A 15871-nucleotide genomic window follows, 5' to 3' on the forward strand; every position below is an offset into this window, starting at 1 on the left:
TCTTCTCTAACCACAATGACGATATCCGTTTAATCAATCGTCATAAGCAGTTTTATTTGGATCGCCCCAGAGAATTTACGAAGCTAACTCAAGTAAATAAAACTGAGTACAGCCGAAGCTCCTTTCTCTATATTTATTGTTTTTTATCTCTATAACTTCTTATAAATATTTTGCGCATATAACGTAAAGTTAGAGTGTACACAAAATAACCAGACAATAAACAGGGTTTAGCCGAAGGTGTAATACTGAGAGGTCGGACAAAAATGAAACAAACTGAATTTATTTCAGGCATTAAAAAAGACCACCTAAGTGATCTTTTTTAACAAGATAAAAGCTGACAACTTTGAGGAAGGTGACAAACAACCTCAGTAGAAAACTTAACTTTCTTTTTTCTGGTCTTCGTTAATCAGGTCGCGAACTTTGAAACATCCCCAAACCATTGCGACAGTCATACCAACAATCATTGCCAGACTAGGAACCAGAACTTCCATGCTATATACATCAACCATTACGACACCCTCACAAAATTTTTCGAATTGCTCGTATTTACTTGTGACTAGATTAACCCTTTAGAGATTAGGGGTTATTGATTTAGCTCAAGAAATGATCATTAGCGAATATGAAAAATTTTACGTTTGTAACGATTAAGTTTGAAAAAGCTTATGAACTGAACCATAACTTAAATGGCGAGCCCCAGCATTAAGGGAGCTCCGGTAGTGCCGGAATAATAAAAATGCATAAGGCTCCGCCAAGACTCATAAGCTTGAGTCACCGATAACTGTTCAGGAGGTAAGCGTCATGCCTTATAAAACAGTTGCCTGGACCGCCGAGCAACTCAAAAAAATGAATTCAGAACCTTTTATGATCGATTTTCTGGATACATTTAAACTTGCCCCATTAACCTTAGCCAGCGATGAAGCCGTCGCTAATATGAATGCAGTTCTAGACTTAGTAGAAGCTCAAATAAGAAAGCCATAACCCTCTGTCCGCTCCAAAAATAAGGCAGGTCATCGTACCTGCCCTTTTTTCGCCCTCCTTAAACCTTTTCCTATAAAAAACAATCAGTTAACAGCACAAATCTCACAAAAACCATCAATCAATTCAAAACAACCAATCAATATTAATTCTTGATTATACAAATATCAATTTAGATCAATAGAAACCTAATTTTCTGTAAAAAACCTCATCTTCCACCTCATATTTTATTCCTTACAAATCAACAAGTTACAAACATAGTTTCTACTTAGAAAAACAATTTAAAATTATTTATTTTTCCCTTTATTTTCAATGAGTTACACGCACAAAAACGCCGCATTTAATTTGCGATGAATCCTTATTTGATATAGACTTATCAATATAGATAAAAGAAGTTTCATAAATGAGGATATGAAGATGCAAGAAAAGGAAGTGAAGTTACTTTTTAAAGCGGGCGTATTTGATTCTTGCCAAGCGATTCCTATCTCTATGGCACGCGGATGGACTTTAAAATTTGTGACAAAACAGGACGAAATCATCACGCTAGATCTACAGCGATCTAAGTCGGAACGGGAGTTTAAGAGCCTTGATGGTGCTGCTGCGGTAGCAAAACGGATTGGGTTTGAATGGCTAAAAGTTCAGATCGGTGATCTTGAATGGCAGGAAAAGGTTAAGTAACAGGCATAAAAAAACCGCTTCAAACTGAAACGGCTTTTTCTGTGGAATGCATTAAGCGTTATTTATCTAATGCATCTTTAATCTTTTTGTCGGTCTGATATTGGCTCAAAGCATATACAGACCATATTGCTGCTGGAATCCAGCCCACTAAGGTAATCTGTAAAATAAGGCAGACAATTCCAGCTATCGGGCGACCGATCGTAAAAAACTGTAGCCAAGGAATTAACAAAGCAAGTAACAAACGCATCTTTTATCTCCTTAGAATGCGGGAGTGGAGTACAGCAAACCATCAAGCATAATGAGTTATGCCTTAATCGAAGCTGACCCTTAAAGCTCTACACGGCCGGCAGATAGCTCGTCTTCTGTCGGCTCCCGCACTTCGATTACTTCAACAGCATAGTTCAATTCAAGCCCAGCAAAAGGATGGTTCGCATCCACTGTCACTTCATCAGCATCGATGTTTGTGATGCCAACTAGCTGCAATTCACCTTTATCATCTTCCATCTGACACACCATGCCGACTTCCAACTGATCAAAGCCAGCAAAGGATTCACGACTAATTACCTGCACCTTAGCTTCATCACGCTGACCATAGCCCTGCTCAGGTGATAGGGTAACTTCAAACTTATCCCCAACTTCACGGCCTTCTAACGCCGCTTCTAGGCCAGGCACAATGTTTTTATGACCATGTAGATACGGAAGCGCTTCTCTATCACGAGAGTCATCCAACACATCACCAGCATTGTTTTTTAGCGCGTAGTGAAAAGACACTACCTTGTTGTTTTCTACTTTCATTTTTATCTCCGATTAAACCGCTAGTCTTTGCGACATCCAGCGGCCTAAAGCTTCTATCTCTTCAATCGCGACTTCATGACCGATTGGATACGCATTCCAACTCGGCTGATAATTCATATTTTCTAGGTTGGCATAAGCTTGCTCACCTAATTGAACAGGTACAACCTGATCCACCGTACCGTGAGCAACCCAGATAGGCAGTTCCTTATTGGCATCAGTGCGAGACGCTTCGATCTCTTCTTCTGTTGCCATGTAAGTAGACAGAGCAACCAGCCCCGCCAAAGGTTCAGCGAAGGTTAGCGCTGTCTGATACGCAACGGCACCGCCTTGAGAGAAACCAACCAACAGGATTTTATCCGCTGGAATACCCTGAGCAATCTGCTCATTCACCAAGTTAGCAATTCGCTGACTGGATTTAAGCAGTGATGCTTTATCAACCTTACGGTCAATATTCATCTCTAAAATGTCATACCAAGCACGCATCTCCATGCCACCATTGACGGTAACAGGCATGATCTCAGCATGAGGGAAAAGAAACCTAACATTTAGGTTCTCTGGAATACGTAGGTAAGGAACAATAGGCTGAAAATCAAAGCCATCAGCACCTAGGCCATGCAACCAGATAACACAGGCTGTAGCTTCGCCTTGAGGCTCTACGCTAACTAAAGTTTGCTCTGTTTCTTGGCTCATGGCTGCAACCTCTCAATCTGCCACTCTTGATCAACTAAATTAAACTGGAAGCGATCATGTAAACGGCTCTCTCGGCCCTGCCAAAACTCAAAACGTGTAGGTTTAAGAATATAACCGCCCCATTCTGGTGGGTGAGGGATATCACCTTCTGGATATTGATCAGCAAGGTTCTGCACTGCTTGCTCCAAAGCTTCACGGCTTTCTACAGGGTGACTTTGGCAAGACGCAGCTGCACTCAAACGGCTACCTAGCGGACGCGCGTTGAAATACTGCTTCCCCTGTTCAAGGCTTAATTTTTCTACCTGACCACGGATACGCACCTGACGCTCTAAGCCATACCAATAAAACATGATTTCGGCTTGAGGATTTTCAGACAGGTCATCCCCTTTCTGACTACGGTAATCGGTATACCAAGCAAAGCCCTGCTCATCAAAATGCTTCAGCAACACGATCCTTGCAGCAGGCATTCCATCTTTAGAAGCTGTGGCCAATGTCATCGACGTCGCATCATCTGGAGATACCTCCAGTGCATCATCCATCCACTTGGCAAACTGTGCGACTGGATCTTTGATCAGATCTTCACGTCGCAGAGGCTGCGCCAGATATTCACGGCGTTCAGCCGTTAAGTCGCCTTTATTCGTCATACAAGTCTCTTGCAAGAAAAGTTAATCAAGAAATGTGCTGCAACTATAGCATTAATCAAGGTCGCAAAATACGTTTAAGCCACTACCTGAATTTTGCTACAACACCCATCACATCAGCTCTATAGCTTTCTCCAAACAACAGCAGGTGGTTTAACAAATGCCATAAGTTGTACAAAGAGAATCGCTCTTTCCACCCAGAGTGCAGCGGTGCTATTTCCCGATAGGCGCTATATAAATCCGAACTAAAACCACCAAAGAGATCCGTCATCGCAAGGTCGGCCTCTGGCCACCCCCAATAGACTGCGGGGTCGATTAACACGGGTTTTCCCTGGTTATTGGCAATCACATTTCCCACCCATAGATCGCCATGCAATAAAGCGGGAGCCTGATCTGGAACCAATTGTTTTAGCCGTTTATTGATCGACTCAATACCCTCAATGATCTCTTTATCAATAATCCCGCGGTCGTAACAGATACGCGCTAAGTAACCGAAACGGTGCTCAGCATAAAACTCAAAGCCATCTTTGAGCTGCGAATTAGGCTGTTCGGTTGGGCCACAAAAGGTGTTTTGGGGGAAGCCAAAGGAAGGAACAGGCATCTGATGCAAATGAGCCAACTGCCGCCCTAGGACCTGATCGAAGTCTTCTGCCTTGGGAGATTGCTCAATAAACTCTATGATCAATCCATCCCGATCAAACTGAATAACCTTTGGTATGGATAACTCTGCACAAGCAGATAAAGCCTGTAACCCTGCAGCTTCAGCCTCAAACATCCTTTCGTTTGCCTGACTAACAGACTTTACGAAGAGCTGCTGACCATCACTCAGCACCACCCGTTTAGCCGAAGCAATACAGCCACCAGAGAGACGCTCTTCAGAATCGATTCTCAGCCCTTGCTGTTCAACCCAGTTTTGCAAATTTTTCACTGTCGTCCAGCCTCCACTTGAATCGGCTATCCCTATACCTTTATAGTTTTAGGAACTTTACTACGCATCAATAAGGGATCCTATGCGTCTGTTGCTACTCTCTATGGTACTTATCTTTACCGCTGGTTGTATGGATAAAAATGCCAAACCGTTTGACGTTAAAAATCTAGCTAAATCCGATATCGATATGGTCGCGGATATCAATCTAAAAACCCTCCGCAAACTCAGCCGTGATCTGACCATTAAGCTCTATAAACGCAATCCTAAAGAGCTGCAAAAAGTCCCAGGCATGACAGTAGAGAAGCGTTTAGAACAACTATTCCCTATCACTCGTTTAGCGGATGGATTCCCAGAACTGGGCCAGAAAGATGGAGCCGACGCAGTGCCTTTAGCATTTTCAGATAACTATCAAGGTGATCGTGTATTTGCCCTGATGGCGGGTGTTACAGGCATGCTAGACAAAGCCTATAACGGCAAGAAAGAGATCTTTATTCTGGATGAATTAGATCAACAGAAGCTCTATAACTCTGCTCGTAATTTAGAATCCGTGGCTTGGCACCTGAATAACCGCAAAGACCCCCAAGGAAACTTGTACATTCTAAGCAATGGTATTTCAGAAGAAGGGATTACTAACTACAGCTACGAACGCATCTTAGGCAAGTTGATTGGCACTCAGGATTTGATGGCGGATGTGATTGCAGATAAAACAAACCGCACCATAAACCGTGTAGTTCATGGTGCGGCTTCGATGACGTTCTTCCCAATCTAGTCTGATACTAGGTAAAGAAAATTAGCCTTGCTCCAGCTGTTTGATAAAGCGATCCGAATCTGCGATCGCTTTTTCCATATCTCTAACTAACAGATCAATATTGCTCTTGATACCGCGATATTCTGCTTTAAGGGAACCTATCGCTCGAGCATTAAGATTATGCTTTAGGAATAGAACATTGTCCTGCAGCGCGCTTAACACTGGCGGCATACGTTTTTCGGCGCGCTTAAGGGAGCGAAGTAACTCAGCGTAACGGACTTTAGTGCTGCGCAGTTTAGCCGCACTTTGATCTCTTAATTTGCGGTTAGAGTACTTTGTCAGCTCCTCTTCCCACTCTTCAAATAGATCTTCAGACACTTGCTCTACTTTCTTGATACGTGCCGTAACATCCTCTGCCGCTGCAACACTGTCGTCGTACTCACCTTGCAGGCGATTATAAACTGCATCCAGCTCACCGCCGTTAAAGCTCACGACAGAACGAAACTGTTCTAAAGCGTCTTTAAACTGCTCTTGCGCATCTTCTTGAGACTCTCGTGCATCTTCCACACGATCGACCAATATATCGCGCTTATGAATACCTACCTGCTCCATTGCAGAGTAATACGCACTCTGACAGCCAACTAACGCAACCATCAGGATCGATAAAAAGCCTAACTTAACTTTGGAAATCATTGCTGTCCTTAACCACAACTCTGTAGGGGGTTATTAATCATAATTTCAGCGATCTTATGATTGTTATTGAGGCATAGAGTGACATCTGCCCTTTGCGGCATCTCTTCTAACATATGCCGGGTCAGTCGCTCGTAATGCTGTATAAAACTTTTGATCTGCTCTTCATCCATGATGCGCAGATGTTCTGTTGGCTGCTGCGTGTCGTAGATATATTTCACTCGTTCGGCGAGCTTTTTCTCTTGTAGAGAACGCCATTCAAATACTGCATCCATACTTGGTACTTTCAACATCACCAAGACATCAAGCATGGAGTACAAAGCCTGGTAAGGGCCACCCAACTGAGTATTCACGTAATCACGCCACTCTCCGTTAGGGTCCTTCTCCTGCTCTAATTCATTGATCGCTTCCACCAACTCGTCAGGCTTTTGAGGATCGGCACCTACACACCAACCTTCTAGCACGATCACATCTGCTGGCCCAACCCACTCCTGCCATACTGACGCCTGACAGCGATCATCGGTCGATTTATCGAATACAGGGATTTTGGTAACACTCTCATCGGTACTGTTCTTCAGAGAGTTTAGGATTTCGATACCTAGATCCACATCATGCGTACCAGGTACTCCACGGGTACGAAGCAGAGGATGGATTGTTTCAGATAGTTCAACACGCTCATTGTAGGTTTTGTAGAGATCGTCGATAGAAAAACCAACAACCTTCAAACCAAACCCTTCGGTCAGAATGACTTCTAACAGATTGAATAGTGTAGATTTACCAGCACCTTGAGCGCCATTGATACCGATAACTAAAGGGCCATCTTTTTGGCGTTTTCGACAAGTAATCCACGCACCTAGAGGCACATAGATTGCCTCAAACATGTCCACCAGACCGATATCTACTTTCAACGATTCCAATGTCGAAGCAAATGCCCTCTCTACCGCAGCAACTGCATCCTCACGCTCACGGTAACTCAAACACAACTGATCTTGGGGCCAGCGAGTTATTACGCCCATAGATAGTTCCTCTATGATTAATCTTTACGGTGTTCACGTAACCAGTTTTGTACTTGATGAATCTGCTCAGATTCCATCAAGGACGGCACATGAGGGATACCCGGAATGGAGATTAGCTCTAGTTTATCGTTTGCCTGCATCTTACGCACGGTTTCTTCCTGCAAGACATCAGATTCTTCACCCCAAATAAGTAACTGCGGGATATTAATCGCCGACCATACCGGCCAGAGATCGACATCCTCTGATGAAGCATCTGCAGTAGCCTGCGCAATAGCGGGGTCGTAATGAAGATGGTAAACCTCATTTTCATCCAAGCGCGAACCATGCTTAGCGAGGTGGTGCCACTGTCTGTCTGTCAGATACTTAAAGGATTCATAAGTATCGCGCATATAGGCCTCAACCTCAGAAAGAGACTGAAACTGCTTATCACCAAGATACTCTGAGATGCGTTTAAGGGAGCTGGCAGGCACAAACGCCCCTATATCATTGAGCACTAGATGTTTGATTGGCGAGTTAGGTAGAGCGGCTAAGCACATGCCGATAATCCCACCCATAGAGGTACCTACCCAGTCCACTTTATCTACATTTAAACGCGCTAAAAGCGCTGTAATATCATTAAGATACTGAGGTATTCCATACACCTGTCCGGCCGGCAGCCAATCGCTTTCACCACGCCCAACAATATCAGGACAGATCACACGATAATCGCGAGACAAAGCCAAGGCTAGCTCATCAAAGTCACGGCTATTACGCGCTAAACCATGCACACAGACGATCACTCGATCGTTCTCCGCGCTTCCCCATTCGTGATACACCATCCGGTGAAATCCAACAGGGTTTAAACAACGTATGCTATCCGTATGCATAGGGCCTCCTGATTTAAGCAATTTCAATAAGTTAGCATGCACACTAAAATTGTAAAGAAACGCAACAATTGCTGAACCTCTAGATCATATTCAGCTACTATGTTCGTAAGTTACATTTCCACCTGAGCAATGGAAAACAATATGAGCAGCACTACCTCATCTAGTTCATCTATTTGGATTAGGCGACTGATCCCTCTGATTATCTTTGCCTTCGCCTGCGGGGTCTTCTATTTCCTTAAAAGCACCAAACCTCAGGCACCTTCAAAAAAGATCGTAGAGAAGGTCTGGAGCGTTAAAACGATCTCAGCAGAACCTAGTACCCATCAACCTAACCTCGTTCTGTATGGCAAAGTCGAATCACCACGCATGACTCATATCACCGCGGCTGTCACAGCTTTTGTAGAGGCGGTAGATACCGATGAAGGTAACAATATCGCCTTGGATGAGGCACTCATTCAGCTCGACAGCAGTGATGCTCAACTGTTAGTCACGCAACGCCAAGCTGATGTTGATAGTTTTAAAGCACAGATTAATGCCGAAAAAGTACGTTATCAAACTGATCAAAAATCGTTAGCGATTGAGCAAAAACTGCAGCAGTTAAGCCTTAAAGCAGTTACCCGTTACCAAAACCTGATCAAACGAAAAGTCAGCAGCCAAGATCAACTTGATAGTGCACGCAGCGCATACCACCAGCAGACCCTAGCAGTCACCCAACGGGAACAAGCCATTGCTGATCACCCCAACCGTTTAGCCCAGCTAGAGTCACAATTAAAACGCGCTACAAGCCTTCTAGAAGCGGCAACATTAGACCTTAAGCGCACCGCCATTAAAGCACCGTTTATTGGCCGTGTTGCACGCTTGCATGTCGCACCTGGAGATCGAGTTCGTGCCGGTGATCCTCTGCTAGATCTATATAGTACCGATCGTTTGGAAGTGCGTGCTCAAATCCCCAATAGAGTATTAGCTAATCTTCGTAATAGAGAAATAAACTCCGTCATTCAAGCTACCGCTCAGTTGGATGGAAAGGTGCTAAAGCTAGAACTTGATCGCATCGCTGCCGAAGTTGATGGTGGTCGTGCCGGTGTTGACGCCCTCTTCAAAATCACCGACAAGCAAAATGTGCCTGAACCTGGCCGCTCCTTAGCGATCGCCGTGGAGCTACCAGCTGTCGAACAGACAATCGCACTTCCACCTATGGCGCTTTATGGTTTAAACCGTATCTATCTGTTTAAAGATGGTCGTATGCAAGGACTCGACGTCGAACGCGTTGGTGACAGCAGTGATCAACAAGGCAAAGCTATTGTGCTTATTCGCAGCCCTCAGTTGGTGAGTGGTGATCAGATCATTACTACTCAGCTACCGAACGCTATTTCTGGGCTCAGAGTTAAAGACGTAAACGCGCCCAAGGTAGTTGCTGCAACTGGTGCGAAAGATGAATAATTACCAAGGCCCATTGCAGAACCTCACTGCGGTTTTCGCAAGTCATCGCGTTGCAGCCAATCTATTCATGCTGCTGATGATTTTGGCCGGTATTTGGGGCCTGAATAAACTCAACACGCAGTTCTTCCCATCGTTTGAACGAGATGTGATTACTGTATCAGTACCTTGGAGCGGCGCTGCAGCGGAAGATATTGAAAGCTCAATCGTACTGCCGGTTGAGGAATCGCTGAAATCCCTTACCGGCATCGAGACCTTATATTCGACCGCTATCCAAGGCTCGGCCTCGATTCGAATTGAAGTAGATGAAGACAGCGATGTAGATTACCTCTTAGACGAGGTAAAGCAGAAAATAGACAACGTCCGTAGCGAGCTACCTTCTGATATCAACGAACCACTGGTACAGCGCATCCTGCGCTATGAGCAAATAGCCAGCCTAATTCTTAGCTCCTCAAATGGTTCTATAGAAGAGCTTCGTCCTTTTGCACAGCGTTTTGAACAAGAACTATTAAGCCGAGGGATCAACAAAGTCGACTTTACCGGCCTACCGGAAAAACAGATTCAAATAGAACTACCGGCTGCCCAACTCAATGAGTTGGATATGACAATGATGCAGGTAGCCAATAGCATCCGCCTGCGTAGTTTAGACCTCCCTGCGGGTACCGCCGCAAAAGGCGATGGTTCACGTCAGATCCGTAGCCTAAATCAGCAAAGAGATGTTGAAGGCTTTCGCCAACTGCCGATTATTACCGACAGTAATGGCCGTCTAGTTAGGCTTGGTGATATTGCGGATGTTTCCCTAGGCACTAAAGACAATCAGGTTCTTTTAAAATACAAAGGCGAGCCTGCGGTCATGATTCGCCTTCGTCGAACCGAAAATCAAGACACCCTAAAATCGGCGGATATTCTCAATAAATGGCTAGAGGAAACTAAGCCGACACTGCCATCTAACATCACCATGGTTACCTATGATGAGCGCTGGCAACCGGTTCAACAGCGTATCAATCTACTGCTAAAAAACGGCTTAGGTGGTTTGATCCTCGTGATCGCCATTCTGTTTCTATTCCTAAATGCCCGCGTAGCGTTTTGGGTCACCATCGGCATCCCTGTCTCCTTTATGGCCACGCTAGCTATCCTTTATGGCATTGGCGGCACCATCAATATGATCAGCCTCTTTGGCTTGATTATGGCGCTAGGAATTATCGTAGATGATGCCATTGTGGTTGGAGAAGACACCTTAACCCACGTACAACGTGGCGAGCCGGGATTACAGGCCGCCATCGGCGGTGCTCATCGCATGTTGGCCCCGGTTATGGCCTCATCCATGACAACCATTGCTGCCTTCTTGCCTTTACTGCTGATTGGCGGGCATATTGGCAGTATTCTTATCGATATCCCTACAGTAGTGATCTGTGTAATTCTGGCATCACTCGTTGAATGCTTCCTGATTTTGCCAGGGCACCTGCACCACAGCATCAAGAAAGCAGAAGATCTTCACCCTTCAAAGTTACGCATTCGTTTAGATGAAGGTTTTAACCGTTTTAAAGAGATACACTTCCGTAAGCTAGTTAAGTTCGCGATTAAATACCGCGGAGCAACCATTGCTAGTGCCTTTGCCATTTTCATCATCGCCATAGGCCTAGTTTCTGGCGGGCGGATCAAATTCACCTTCTTCCCTGCAGTTGAACGAGATGTAATGACGGCTAATGTTCAGTTTGTTTCGGGTACTGACTTCACAGAAGTTGAGCGCTTTGTGCAGCATCTGGACGAGACCTTAGCTGATGCCGATAAAGCCTTAGGCGGAGATAACATTAAAGTCGCCTTCCAGCGCTTACGTAATGCCTCTTTCTCTAGAACCACCTCATCCAGTAGCCGTGGCGATGAATTCGCATCGCTATTGGTAGAGTTTAATCCCGGCGATTATCGTAAATATTCCACCACTGAATTTAATAAAGAGTGGCGTAGAAGAATCCAAGTACCGGCAGGGGTAGAGAAATTCTCTATCGATGTCAGCACCAGCGGTCCACCTGGAAAACCAATCGAAATAAAGCTATCTGGCACTGATATTCACGTACTCAAACAGGCCTCTTTAGATCTTCAAGAGGTGCTAAAAGGCTATGTTGGCTTAAACAATATTGATGACGATCTCCCCTTTGGTAAATCGCAGCTGATCTACGCGCTAACACCTGCGGGGAAATCAGCAGGTATGACGCTAGACAGCGTCGGCCGTCAACTACGTACCGCCTTTGATGGTATGGAAGTGCAAAATTTCTATGACAATAGGGATGAAATTGAGGTCCGCATCCAATTGCCGAAAGAGGAGCGCGACCGTCTTAGCAGCATAGAACAGCTTCCAATCGTACTACCGAACGGCGGTACAACACCGTTGAGTAATATTGTGACGTTTAGAGCGCAACAAGGCCTAGATACCTTAACCCGCGTGGATGGCAAACTTTCCATCAAAGTCACAGCAGATCTGGATGAAAGTGCAGCCAATGCAGATGAGATAATCGAAGACCTAAAAGCGGGTAAGCTCGATCGCGTGTTAAGCCAATACGGCATCGAAGCCAGCTTTGAAGGTAAGAATAAGAGCCAACGTGAAACCCTAAATGATATGAAGCTCGGGCTTCTCCTCGCCCTTGTTCTGATCTTTATTATTCTGGCTTGGGTTTTTGCTTCTTACAGCTGGCCTATTGCAGTTATGCTCGCAATCCCTCTAGGTTTGACCGGCGCGATCTTAGGCCATGGCGTTATGGGCTTAAGTTTGACCATTCTGTCCCTATTCGGCTTCTTCGGCTTATCCGGTATCGTCATCAATGACTCAATCGTATTGGTGACGTTCTATAAGCAATTAAGAAAACAGGGGCTGGCGATTGAAGAAGCAATAGAGGAAGCGGCCTGCCAACGTTTGCGTGCGGTACTGCTAACCTCGCTCACGACTATTGCCGGCCTAACACCAATTCTTTTTGAGACCTCCCTGCAAGCACAGTTCCTCATCCCGATGGCGGTATCCATCGTCTTTGGCTTGGCTTATGGCACATTGCTGATTCTACTATTTGTGCCTGCAACACTGACCTATATCGAAAACATCCGTCAGTTTTTCGGTCTCAAAAGTCTAGATCTACCTGAAGAACCTAGTCTACCTGAAGAGTCTAGTCCTCAGGTTACTAGTTAAGTTTGGATTTAATAAAGCTCTGCAAACTTTCCGCGGCTTGGTCATCAATACTCAAGATGGCTAAGCCGTAGCGCATACAATGCTGAGATTGGCGCTGGTTATACACCACTCGGCATAAGCAATGTACCGGCCGATTGTTTAGACCAAAATGGACATAAATTTCTAAGGGAGCACCGACAATAGGCGGCTTCAACTGATTCATATCAGGCCCACCTTCAACCAACATCCCGCCTAAACTGATGTTGATTAGAGTGACGTCGACAGAAACACCATCTTGGGTAGAAAGCTCTGCAGGTATATCCGTATTAATACGCGGATAAATGCGTCTTTCGGTAGTCATAAAACCCTACCTTTTTTGTGATATCCATCAGCATAGTTCGATTTGATCATATCTTCACACCTATTCAAGGCCATCAACTGCGAAAAAGCACCTAAAATCTATAAAAGGTTATATTCCAACCCTCAAAATTAGGTCTTAATCCTAGTGCTGTTCTCAGGTATAATTTTGCGCCTAATTTTGCATCATCTTTTCATTAGTGAGCCCCTACGTGGGGACTTAAAGGACCCGTATGAATCGCGATCTGAGTCTGTTACAGCCATACCCATTTGAAAAATTGACTGCGCTGAAAGCGGAAGTAACACCGCCTTCGGATAAAGAGCACATCGCACTTTCTATCGGCGAACCTAAACACCCGTCACCTCCATTCGTGGCGGAGTGCCTAATTGAAAACATGGGCAAGCTGGCAAACTACCCTACAACTAAAGGTTTGCCAGAGCTACGCCAAGCAATTGCCGACTGGTGTACTCGTCGTTTTAGCCTGAATGAAAACACGCTAACTGCTGACGATCACGTTCTGCCGGTTAACGGTACACGCGAAGCGATCTTCGCTTTCACACAAGCAGCAGTTAATCGCGCGCCTGACGCATTGGTGGTATCTCCAAACCCGTTTTATCAGATCTATGAAGGTGCGGCGTACCTATCTGGCGCAGAGCCATATTACCTAAACTGCCTGCCAGAAAACGGCTTTATCCCTGATTACGACGCTGTTCCGGAAGATGTATGGCAGCGCTGCCAGCTATTATTCCTATGCTCCCCAAGCAACCCAACGGGTGCAGTGACTGATCTGGAAACATTGAAGAAGCTAATCGCGCTTTCTGACAAATACGACTTCATCGTGGCATCTGATGAGTGTTACTCCGAGATTTACCTTGACGAAGAAAACGCGCCAGTAGGTCTTCTACAAGCATGCGCAGAGCTTGGCCGTGATGATTACAAAAACTGTATCGTTATGCACAGTCTGTCTAAGCGCTCTAACCTACCGGGTCTACGCTCTGGCTTTGTTGCGGGTGATGCTAAACTGCTAAAACCGTTCCTGTCATACCGTACATACCATGGCTGCTCTATGCCGATACAGCATCAGCTAGCGTCCATCGCGGCATGGAACGATGAAGATCATGTACTCGATAACCGTGATCAATACCGTCACAAGTTCGACAGTGTCATCCGTATTCTAGAGCCTGTATTAGAAGTTCAGCGTCCAGATGCAAGTTTCTACCTGTGGGTTAAAACGCCAATTGCTGATGACAAGTTTGCACAAGGCTTATTCGCTTCACAAAACGTAACAGTACTTCCGGGTAGCTATCTATCTCGCGAAACCGATGGCATCCTTCCGGGTGCAGGTTTTGTACGTATGGCACTAGTTGCAACCGTTGAAGAGTGCGTAGAAGCAGCAAACCGTATTCGCGAATACGCAGAATCACTTTAAGGCCGGAGATTAATCCCCATATGATTACTATGTATGGCATTCCTAACTGCGACACAATCAAGAAAGCTAAAAAATGGCTGGAAGCGAACGGGGTTGATTACCAGTTCCATGATTATCGCAAAAACGGCCTAGAAGAAGCACAACTAAAGACGTGGGTTGATGAGCTAGGTTGGGAACTACTGCTAAATAAGCGTGGTACGACCTGGCGTCAGCAGCCAGACGAAGTTAAGAACAATATTGATGAAGCCTCTGCCATTGCGCTGATGCTGGAACATCCGGCAATGATCAAGCGCCCGCTTCTGGATACCGGAAGTGAACGCAAAGTAGGCTTTAAAGATACAGAATACGCAGCGCTTTTCAGCTAAGCACGCTGCCACAACGTAACGAATTTTAAATTTTATATTTCTGGAGAATATCATGGCGAATTTTGCATTCGGTTTGGGTGTAGGCACTAAGTCCTCTGCTGGCGAACTGCTAGAAGTTTATTACAACGCACCACTGCTGAACGCAGACGATGCGATGGTTAACGCGGTTGCTGAAAAAGTTGGCTACACCGGTGGCAACGCTGCAATCGAAATCAAAGAAGCTCAGCTAAAAGATCTAGAAGCTGCATTCCTTGCTGTAGGCGCTGAAGGCCAAGCTGAAATCGTAGAGATCCTAGAAGGCACTCAACAGCCACTAGTACTTTGCATCCTTGAGTTTGACGAGAACCCAACAAGCACTGCAGAAGCTTACCTAAAGCTTTCTCTACTTTCTCACCGTCTAGTTCAGCCACACGGTATCAACCTGACAGGTATCTTCGGTCTGCTACCAAACGTTGCTTGGACTAACGAAGGCGCAGTATCTCTAGACGATCTGCCAAAGCGTCAGCTAGCTGCTCGTGCTCAAGGCCGCGTTCTAACAGTTAACTCTGTTGATAAGTTCCCGAAAATGACTGATTACGTTGTACCTGCTGGTATCCGTATCGGTGATGCTTCTCGTGTACGTCTAGGTGCTCACGTAGGTGAAGGCACAACTGTAATGCACGAAGGTTTCGTAAACTTCAACGCGGGTACACTTGGCGTAAGCATGATCGAAGGCCGTATCTCTGCAGGTGTTGTTGTAGGTAACGGTTCTGACCTAGGTGGTGGCTGCTCTACTATGGGTACACTATCTGGCGGTAACAACGTTGTGATCTCTGTTGGCGAAAACTGCCTACTAGGTGCAAACGCAGGTCTAGGTCTACCACTAGGCGATCGTTGTACGCTAGAAGCGGGTCTATACGTAACAGCTGGCTCTAAAGTAACGATCCTTGACGATCAGAACAACGAAGTTAGCACGGTTAAAGCTGCTGACCTTGCTGGCAAGCCAGACCTATTGTTCCGTCGTAACTCTCAGAACGGTCGCATCGAAGTTAAGACTAACAAGTCTGCGATTGAGTTGAACGAAGAGCTACACAAGCACAACTAAAAGCTGGCTCTAAGCTA

18 protein-coding genes are annotated in these 15871 nt (G+C 45.4%); 8 read left to right on the forward strand and 10 right to left on the reverse strand.

Features of this window, described 5'->3' with window-relative positions:
- Positions 1-377 precede the first annotated feature (377 nt).
- Positions 378-509, reverse strand: coding sequence for a hypothetical protein (locus ACMXYS_RS14190; protein WP_415882324.1), 132 nt, complete (start codon positions 507-509; stop codon positions 378-380).
- A 289-nt stretch (positions 510-798) separates the two neighbouring features.
- On the opposite strand from ACMXYS_RS14190, the gene ACMXYS_RS14195 reads away from it, so the two are divergent.
- The gene (locus ACMXYS_RS14195) at positions 799-978 is read left to right on the forward strand and encodes a hypothetical protein (protein WP_415882325.1); all 180 of its coding nucleotides are present in this window, start codon (positions 799-801) and stop codon (positions 976-978) included.
- A 414-nt stretch (positions 979-1392) separates the two neighbouring features.
- Positions 1393-1653: a hypothetical protein gene (locus tag ACMXYS_RS14200; RefSeq protein ID WP_415882326.1), complete on the forward strand. Its 261-nt coding sequence runs from the start codon at positions 1393-1395 to the stop codon at positions 1651-1653.
- A gap of 58 nt (positions 1654-1711) precedes the next feature.
- On the opposite strand, the gene ACMXYS_RS14205 is transcribed toward ACMXYS_RS14200, so the two are convergent.
- From ACMXYS_RS14205 to ACMXYS_RS14225, 5 genes are all read right to left on the reverse strand, one after another.
- Positions 1712-1900, reverse strand: coding sequence for a YqaE/Pmp3 family membrane protein (locus tag ACMXYS_RS14205; protein WP_415882327.1), 189 nt, complete (start codon positions 1898-1900; stop codon positions 1712-1714).
- Between the two features lie 80 nt (positions 1901-1980).
- A complete protein-coding gene (locus ACMXYS_RS14210; RefSeq protein WP_415882328.1) occupies positions 1981-2448 on the reverse strand; it encodes an FKBP-type peptidyl-prolyl cis-trans isomerase in 468 nt (155 codons plus the stop codon).
- 12 nt (positions 2449-2460) lie between these two features.
- Complete coding sequence (locus ACMXYS_RS14215) at positions 2461-3138, reverse strand: alpha/beta hydrolase (RefSeq protein WP_415896916.1); 678 nt, start codon at positions 3136-3138, stop codon at positions 2461-2463.
- Positions 3135-3782 (reverse strand): pyridoxamine 5'-phosphate oxidase, encoded by a 648-nt coding sequence (gene pdxH, locus ACMXYS_RS14220; protein ID WP_415882331.1) that lies wholly within the window; start codon positions 3780-3782, stop codon positions 3135-3137. The genes ACMXYS_RS14215 and pdxH overlap by 4 nt, the downstream gene beginning before the upstream one ends.
- A gap of 82 nt (positions 3783-3864) precedes the next feature.
- Entirely contained in the window at positions 3865-4707 is an 843-nt protein-coding gene (locus tag ACMXYS_RS14225) for a fructosamine kinase family protein (protein ID WP_415896917.1), read from the reverse strand.
- Between the two features lie 82 nt (positions 4708-4789).
- Here ACMXYS_RS14225 and ACMXYS_RS14230 point away from each other — a divergent pair, with 82 nt between their 5' ends.
- Positions 4790-5476, forward strand: a complete 687-nt coding sequence (locus tag ACMXYS_RS14230; protein WP_415882333.1) for a hypothetical protein — start codon at positions 4790-4792, stop codon at positions 5474-5476.
- A 21-nt stretch (positions 5477-5497) separates the two neighbouring features.
- Here the strand turns inward: ACMXYS_RS14230 and ACMXYS_RS14235 are convergent, their stop codons facing one another.
- Genes ACMXYS_RS14235 through ACMXYS_RS14245 form a run of 3 tightly spaced genes read right to left on the reverse strand, consistent with a single transcriptional unit; the run spans position 5498 to position 8027 of the window.
- Entirely contained in the window at positions 5498-6148 is a 651-nt protein-coding gene (locus tag ACMXYS_RS14235) for a DUF2959 domain-containing protein (protein ID WP_415896918.1), read from the reverse strand.
- Between the two features lie 8 nt (positions 6149-6156).
- The gene (locus tag ACMXYS_RS14240; protein WP_415896919.1) at positions 6157-7161 is read right to left on the reverse strand and encodes a hypothetical protein; all 1005 of its coding nucleotides are present in this window, start codon (positions 7159-7161) and stop codon (positions 6157-6159) included.
- A 17-nt stretch (positions 7162-7178) separates the two neighbouring features.
- Positions 7179-8027 carry an alpha/beta fold hydrolase gene (locus ACMXYS_RS14245; RefSeq protein ID WP_415896920.1) on the reverse strand — a complete coding sequence of 283 codons (849 nt, stop codon included), beginning with the start codon at positions 8025-8027 and terminating at the stop codon, positions 7179-7181.
- 141 nt (positions 8028-8168) lie between these two features.
- On the opposite strand from ACMXYS_RS14245, the gene ACMXYS_RS14250 reads away from it, so the two are divergent.
- A complete protein-coding gene (locus ACMXYS_RS14250) occupies positions 8169-9467 on the forward strand; it encodes an efflux RND transporter periplasmic adaptor subunit (RefSeq protein WP_415896921.1) in 1299 nt (432 codons plus the stop codon).
- The gene (locus ACMXYS_RS14255; RefSeq protein WP_415896922.1) at positions 9460-12639 is read left to right on the forward strand and encodes an efflux RND transporter permease subunit; all 3180 of its coding nucleotides are present in this window, start codon (positions 9460-9462) and stop codon (positions 12637-12639) included. Before ACMXYS_RS14250 ends, ACMXYS_RS14255 begins: the two co-directional genes overlap by 8 nt.
- Here ACMXYS_RS14255 and ACMXYS_RS14260 read toward each other — a convergent pair.
- Positions 12632-12979, reverse strand: a complete 348-nt coding sequence (locus tag ACMXYS_RS14260; RefSeq protein ID WP_415896923.1) for a PilZ domain-containing protein — start codon at positions 12977-12979, stop codon at positions 12632-12634. The two genes, ACMXYS_RS14255 and ACMXYS_RS14260, sit on opposite strands and share 8 nt — an antisense overlap.
- Before the next feature lie 229 nt (positions 12980-13208).
- Between ACMXYS_RS14260 and dapC the strand changes: the two genes are divergently transcribed.
- From dapC to dapD, 3 genes are read left to right on the forward strand one after another with little or no spacing between them, the layout of a single operon-like run.
- Positions 13209-14405 (forward strand): succinyldiaminopimelate transaminase, encoded by a 1197-nt coding sequence (gene dapC, locus ACMXYS_RS14265; RefSeq protein ID WP_415896924.1) that lies wholly within the window; start codon positions 13209-13211, stop codon positions 14403-14405.
- Between the two features lie 20 nt (positions 14406-14425).
- Positions 14426-14770, forward strand: a complete 345-nt coding sequence (locus ACMXYS_RS14270; RefSeq protein ID WP_415896925.1) for an ArsC family reductase — start codon at positions 14426-14428, stop codon at positions 14768-14770.
- A gap of 52 nt (positions 14771-14822) precedes the next feature.
- The gene (gene dapD, locus ACMXYS_RS14275; RefSeq protein WP_415896926.1) at positions 14823-15854 is read left to right on the forward strand and encodes a 2,3,4,5-tetrahydropyridine-2,6-dicarboxylate N-succinyltransferase; all 1032 of its coding nucleotides are present in this window, start codon (positions 14823-14825) and stop codon (positions 15852-15854) included.
- The last annotated feature ends 17 nt before the right edge of the window (positions 15855-15871 follow it).

Origin of the sequence: Neptuniibacter sp. QD57_21 (genome assembly GCF_047778075.1) — a bacterium.
GTDB lineage: Bacteria > Pseudomonadota > Gammaproteobacteria > Pseudomonadales > Balneatricaceae > Neptuniibacter.

Coding starts and splice junctions, on each gene's coding strand:
- ACMXYS_RS14255 (WP_415896922.1), top strand. CDS start 9,460: ATGAATAATTACCAAGGCCCATTGCAGAACCTCACTGCGGTTTTCGCA.
- ACMXYS_RS14190 (WP_415882324.1), bottom strand. CDS start 509: ATGGTTGATGTATATAGCATGGAAGTTCTGGTTCCTAGTCTGGCAATG.
- dapC (WP_415896924.1), top strand. CDS start 13,209: ATGAATCGCGATCTGAGTCTGTTACAGCCATACCCATTTGAAAAATTG.
- pdxH (WP_415882331.1), bottom strand. CDS start 3,782: ATGACGAATAAAGGCGACTTAACGGCTGAACGCCGTGAATATCTGGCG.
- ACMXYS_RS14245 (WP_415896920.1), bottom strand. CDS start 8,027: ATGCATACGGATAGCATACGTTGTTTAAACCCTGTTGGATTTCACCGG.
- ACMXYS_RS14260 (WP_415896923.1), bottom strand. CDS start 12,979: ATGACTACCGAAAGACGCATTTATCCGCGTATTAATACGGATATACCT.
- ACMXYS_RS14205 (WP_415882327.1), bottom strand. CDS start 1,900: ATGCGTTTGTTACTTGCTTTGTTAATTCCTTGGCTACAGTTTTTTACG.
- ACMXYS_RS14230 (WP_415882333.1), top strand. CDS start 4,790: ATGCGTCTGTTGCTACTCTCTATGGTACTTATCTTTACCGCTGGTTGT.
- ACMXYS_RS14250 (WP_415896921.1), top strand. CDS start 8,169: ATGAGCAGCACTACCTCATCTAGTTCATCTATTTGGATTAGGCGACTG.
- ACMXYS_RS14270 (WP_415896925.1), top strand. CDS start 14,426: ATGATTACTATGTATGGCATTCCTAACTGCGACACAATCAAGAAAGCT.
- ACMXYS_RS14240 (WP_415896919.1), bottom strand. CDS start 7,161: ATGGGCGTAATAACTCGCTGGCCCCAAGATCAGTTGTGTTTGAGTTAC.
- ACMXYS_RS14200 (WP_415882326.1), top strand. CDS start 1,393: ATGCAAGAAAAGGAAGTGAAGTTACTTTTTAAAGCGGGCGTATTTGAT.
- ACMXYS_RS14235 (WP_415896918.1), bottom strand. CDS start 6,148: ATGATTTCCAAAGTTAAGTTAGGCTTTTTATCGATCCTGATGGTTGCG.
- ACMXYS_RS14195 (WP_415882325.1), top strand. CDS start 799: ATGCCTTATAAAACAGTTGCCTGGACCGCCGAGCAACTCAAAAAAATG.
- dapD (WP_415896926.1), top strand. CDS start 14,823: ATGGCGAATTTTGCATTCGGTTTGGGTGTAGGCACTAAGTCCTCTGCT.
- ACMXYS_RS14210 (WP_415882328.1), bottom strand. CDS start 2,448: ATGAAAGTAGAAAACAACAAGGTAGTGTCTTTTCACTACGCGCTAAAA.
- ACMXYS_RS14215 (WP_415896916.1), bottom strand. CDS start 3,138: ATGAGCCAAGAAACAGAGCAAACTTTAGTTAGCGTAGAGCCTCAAGGC.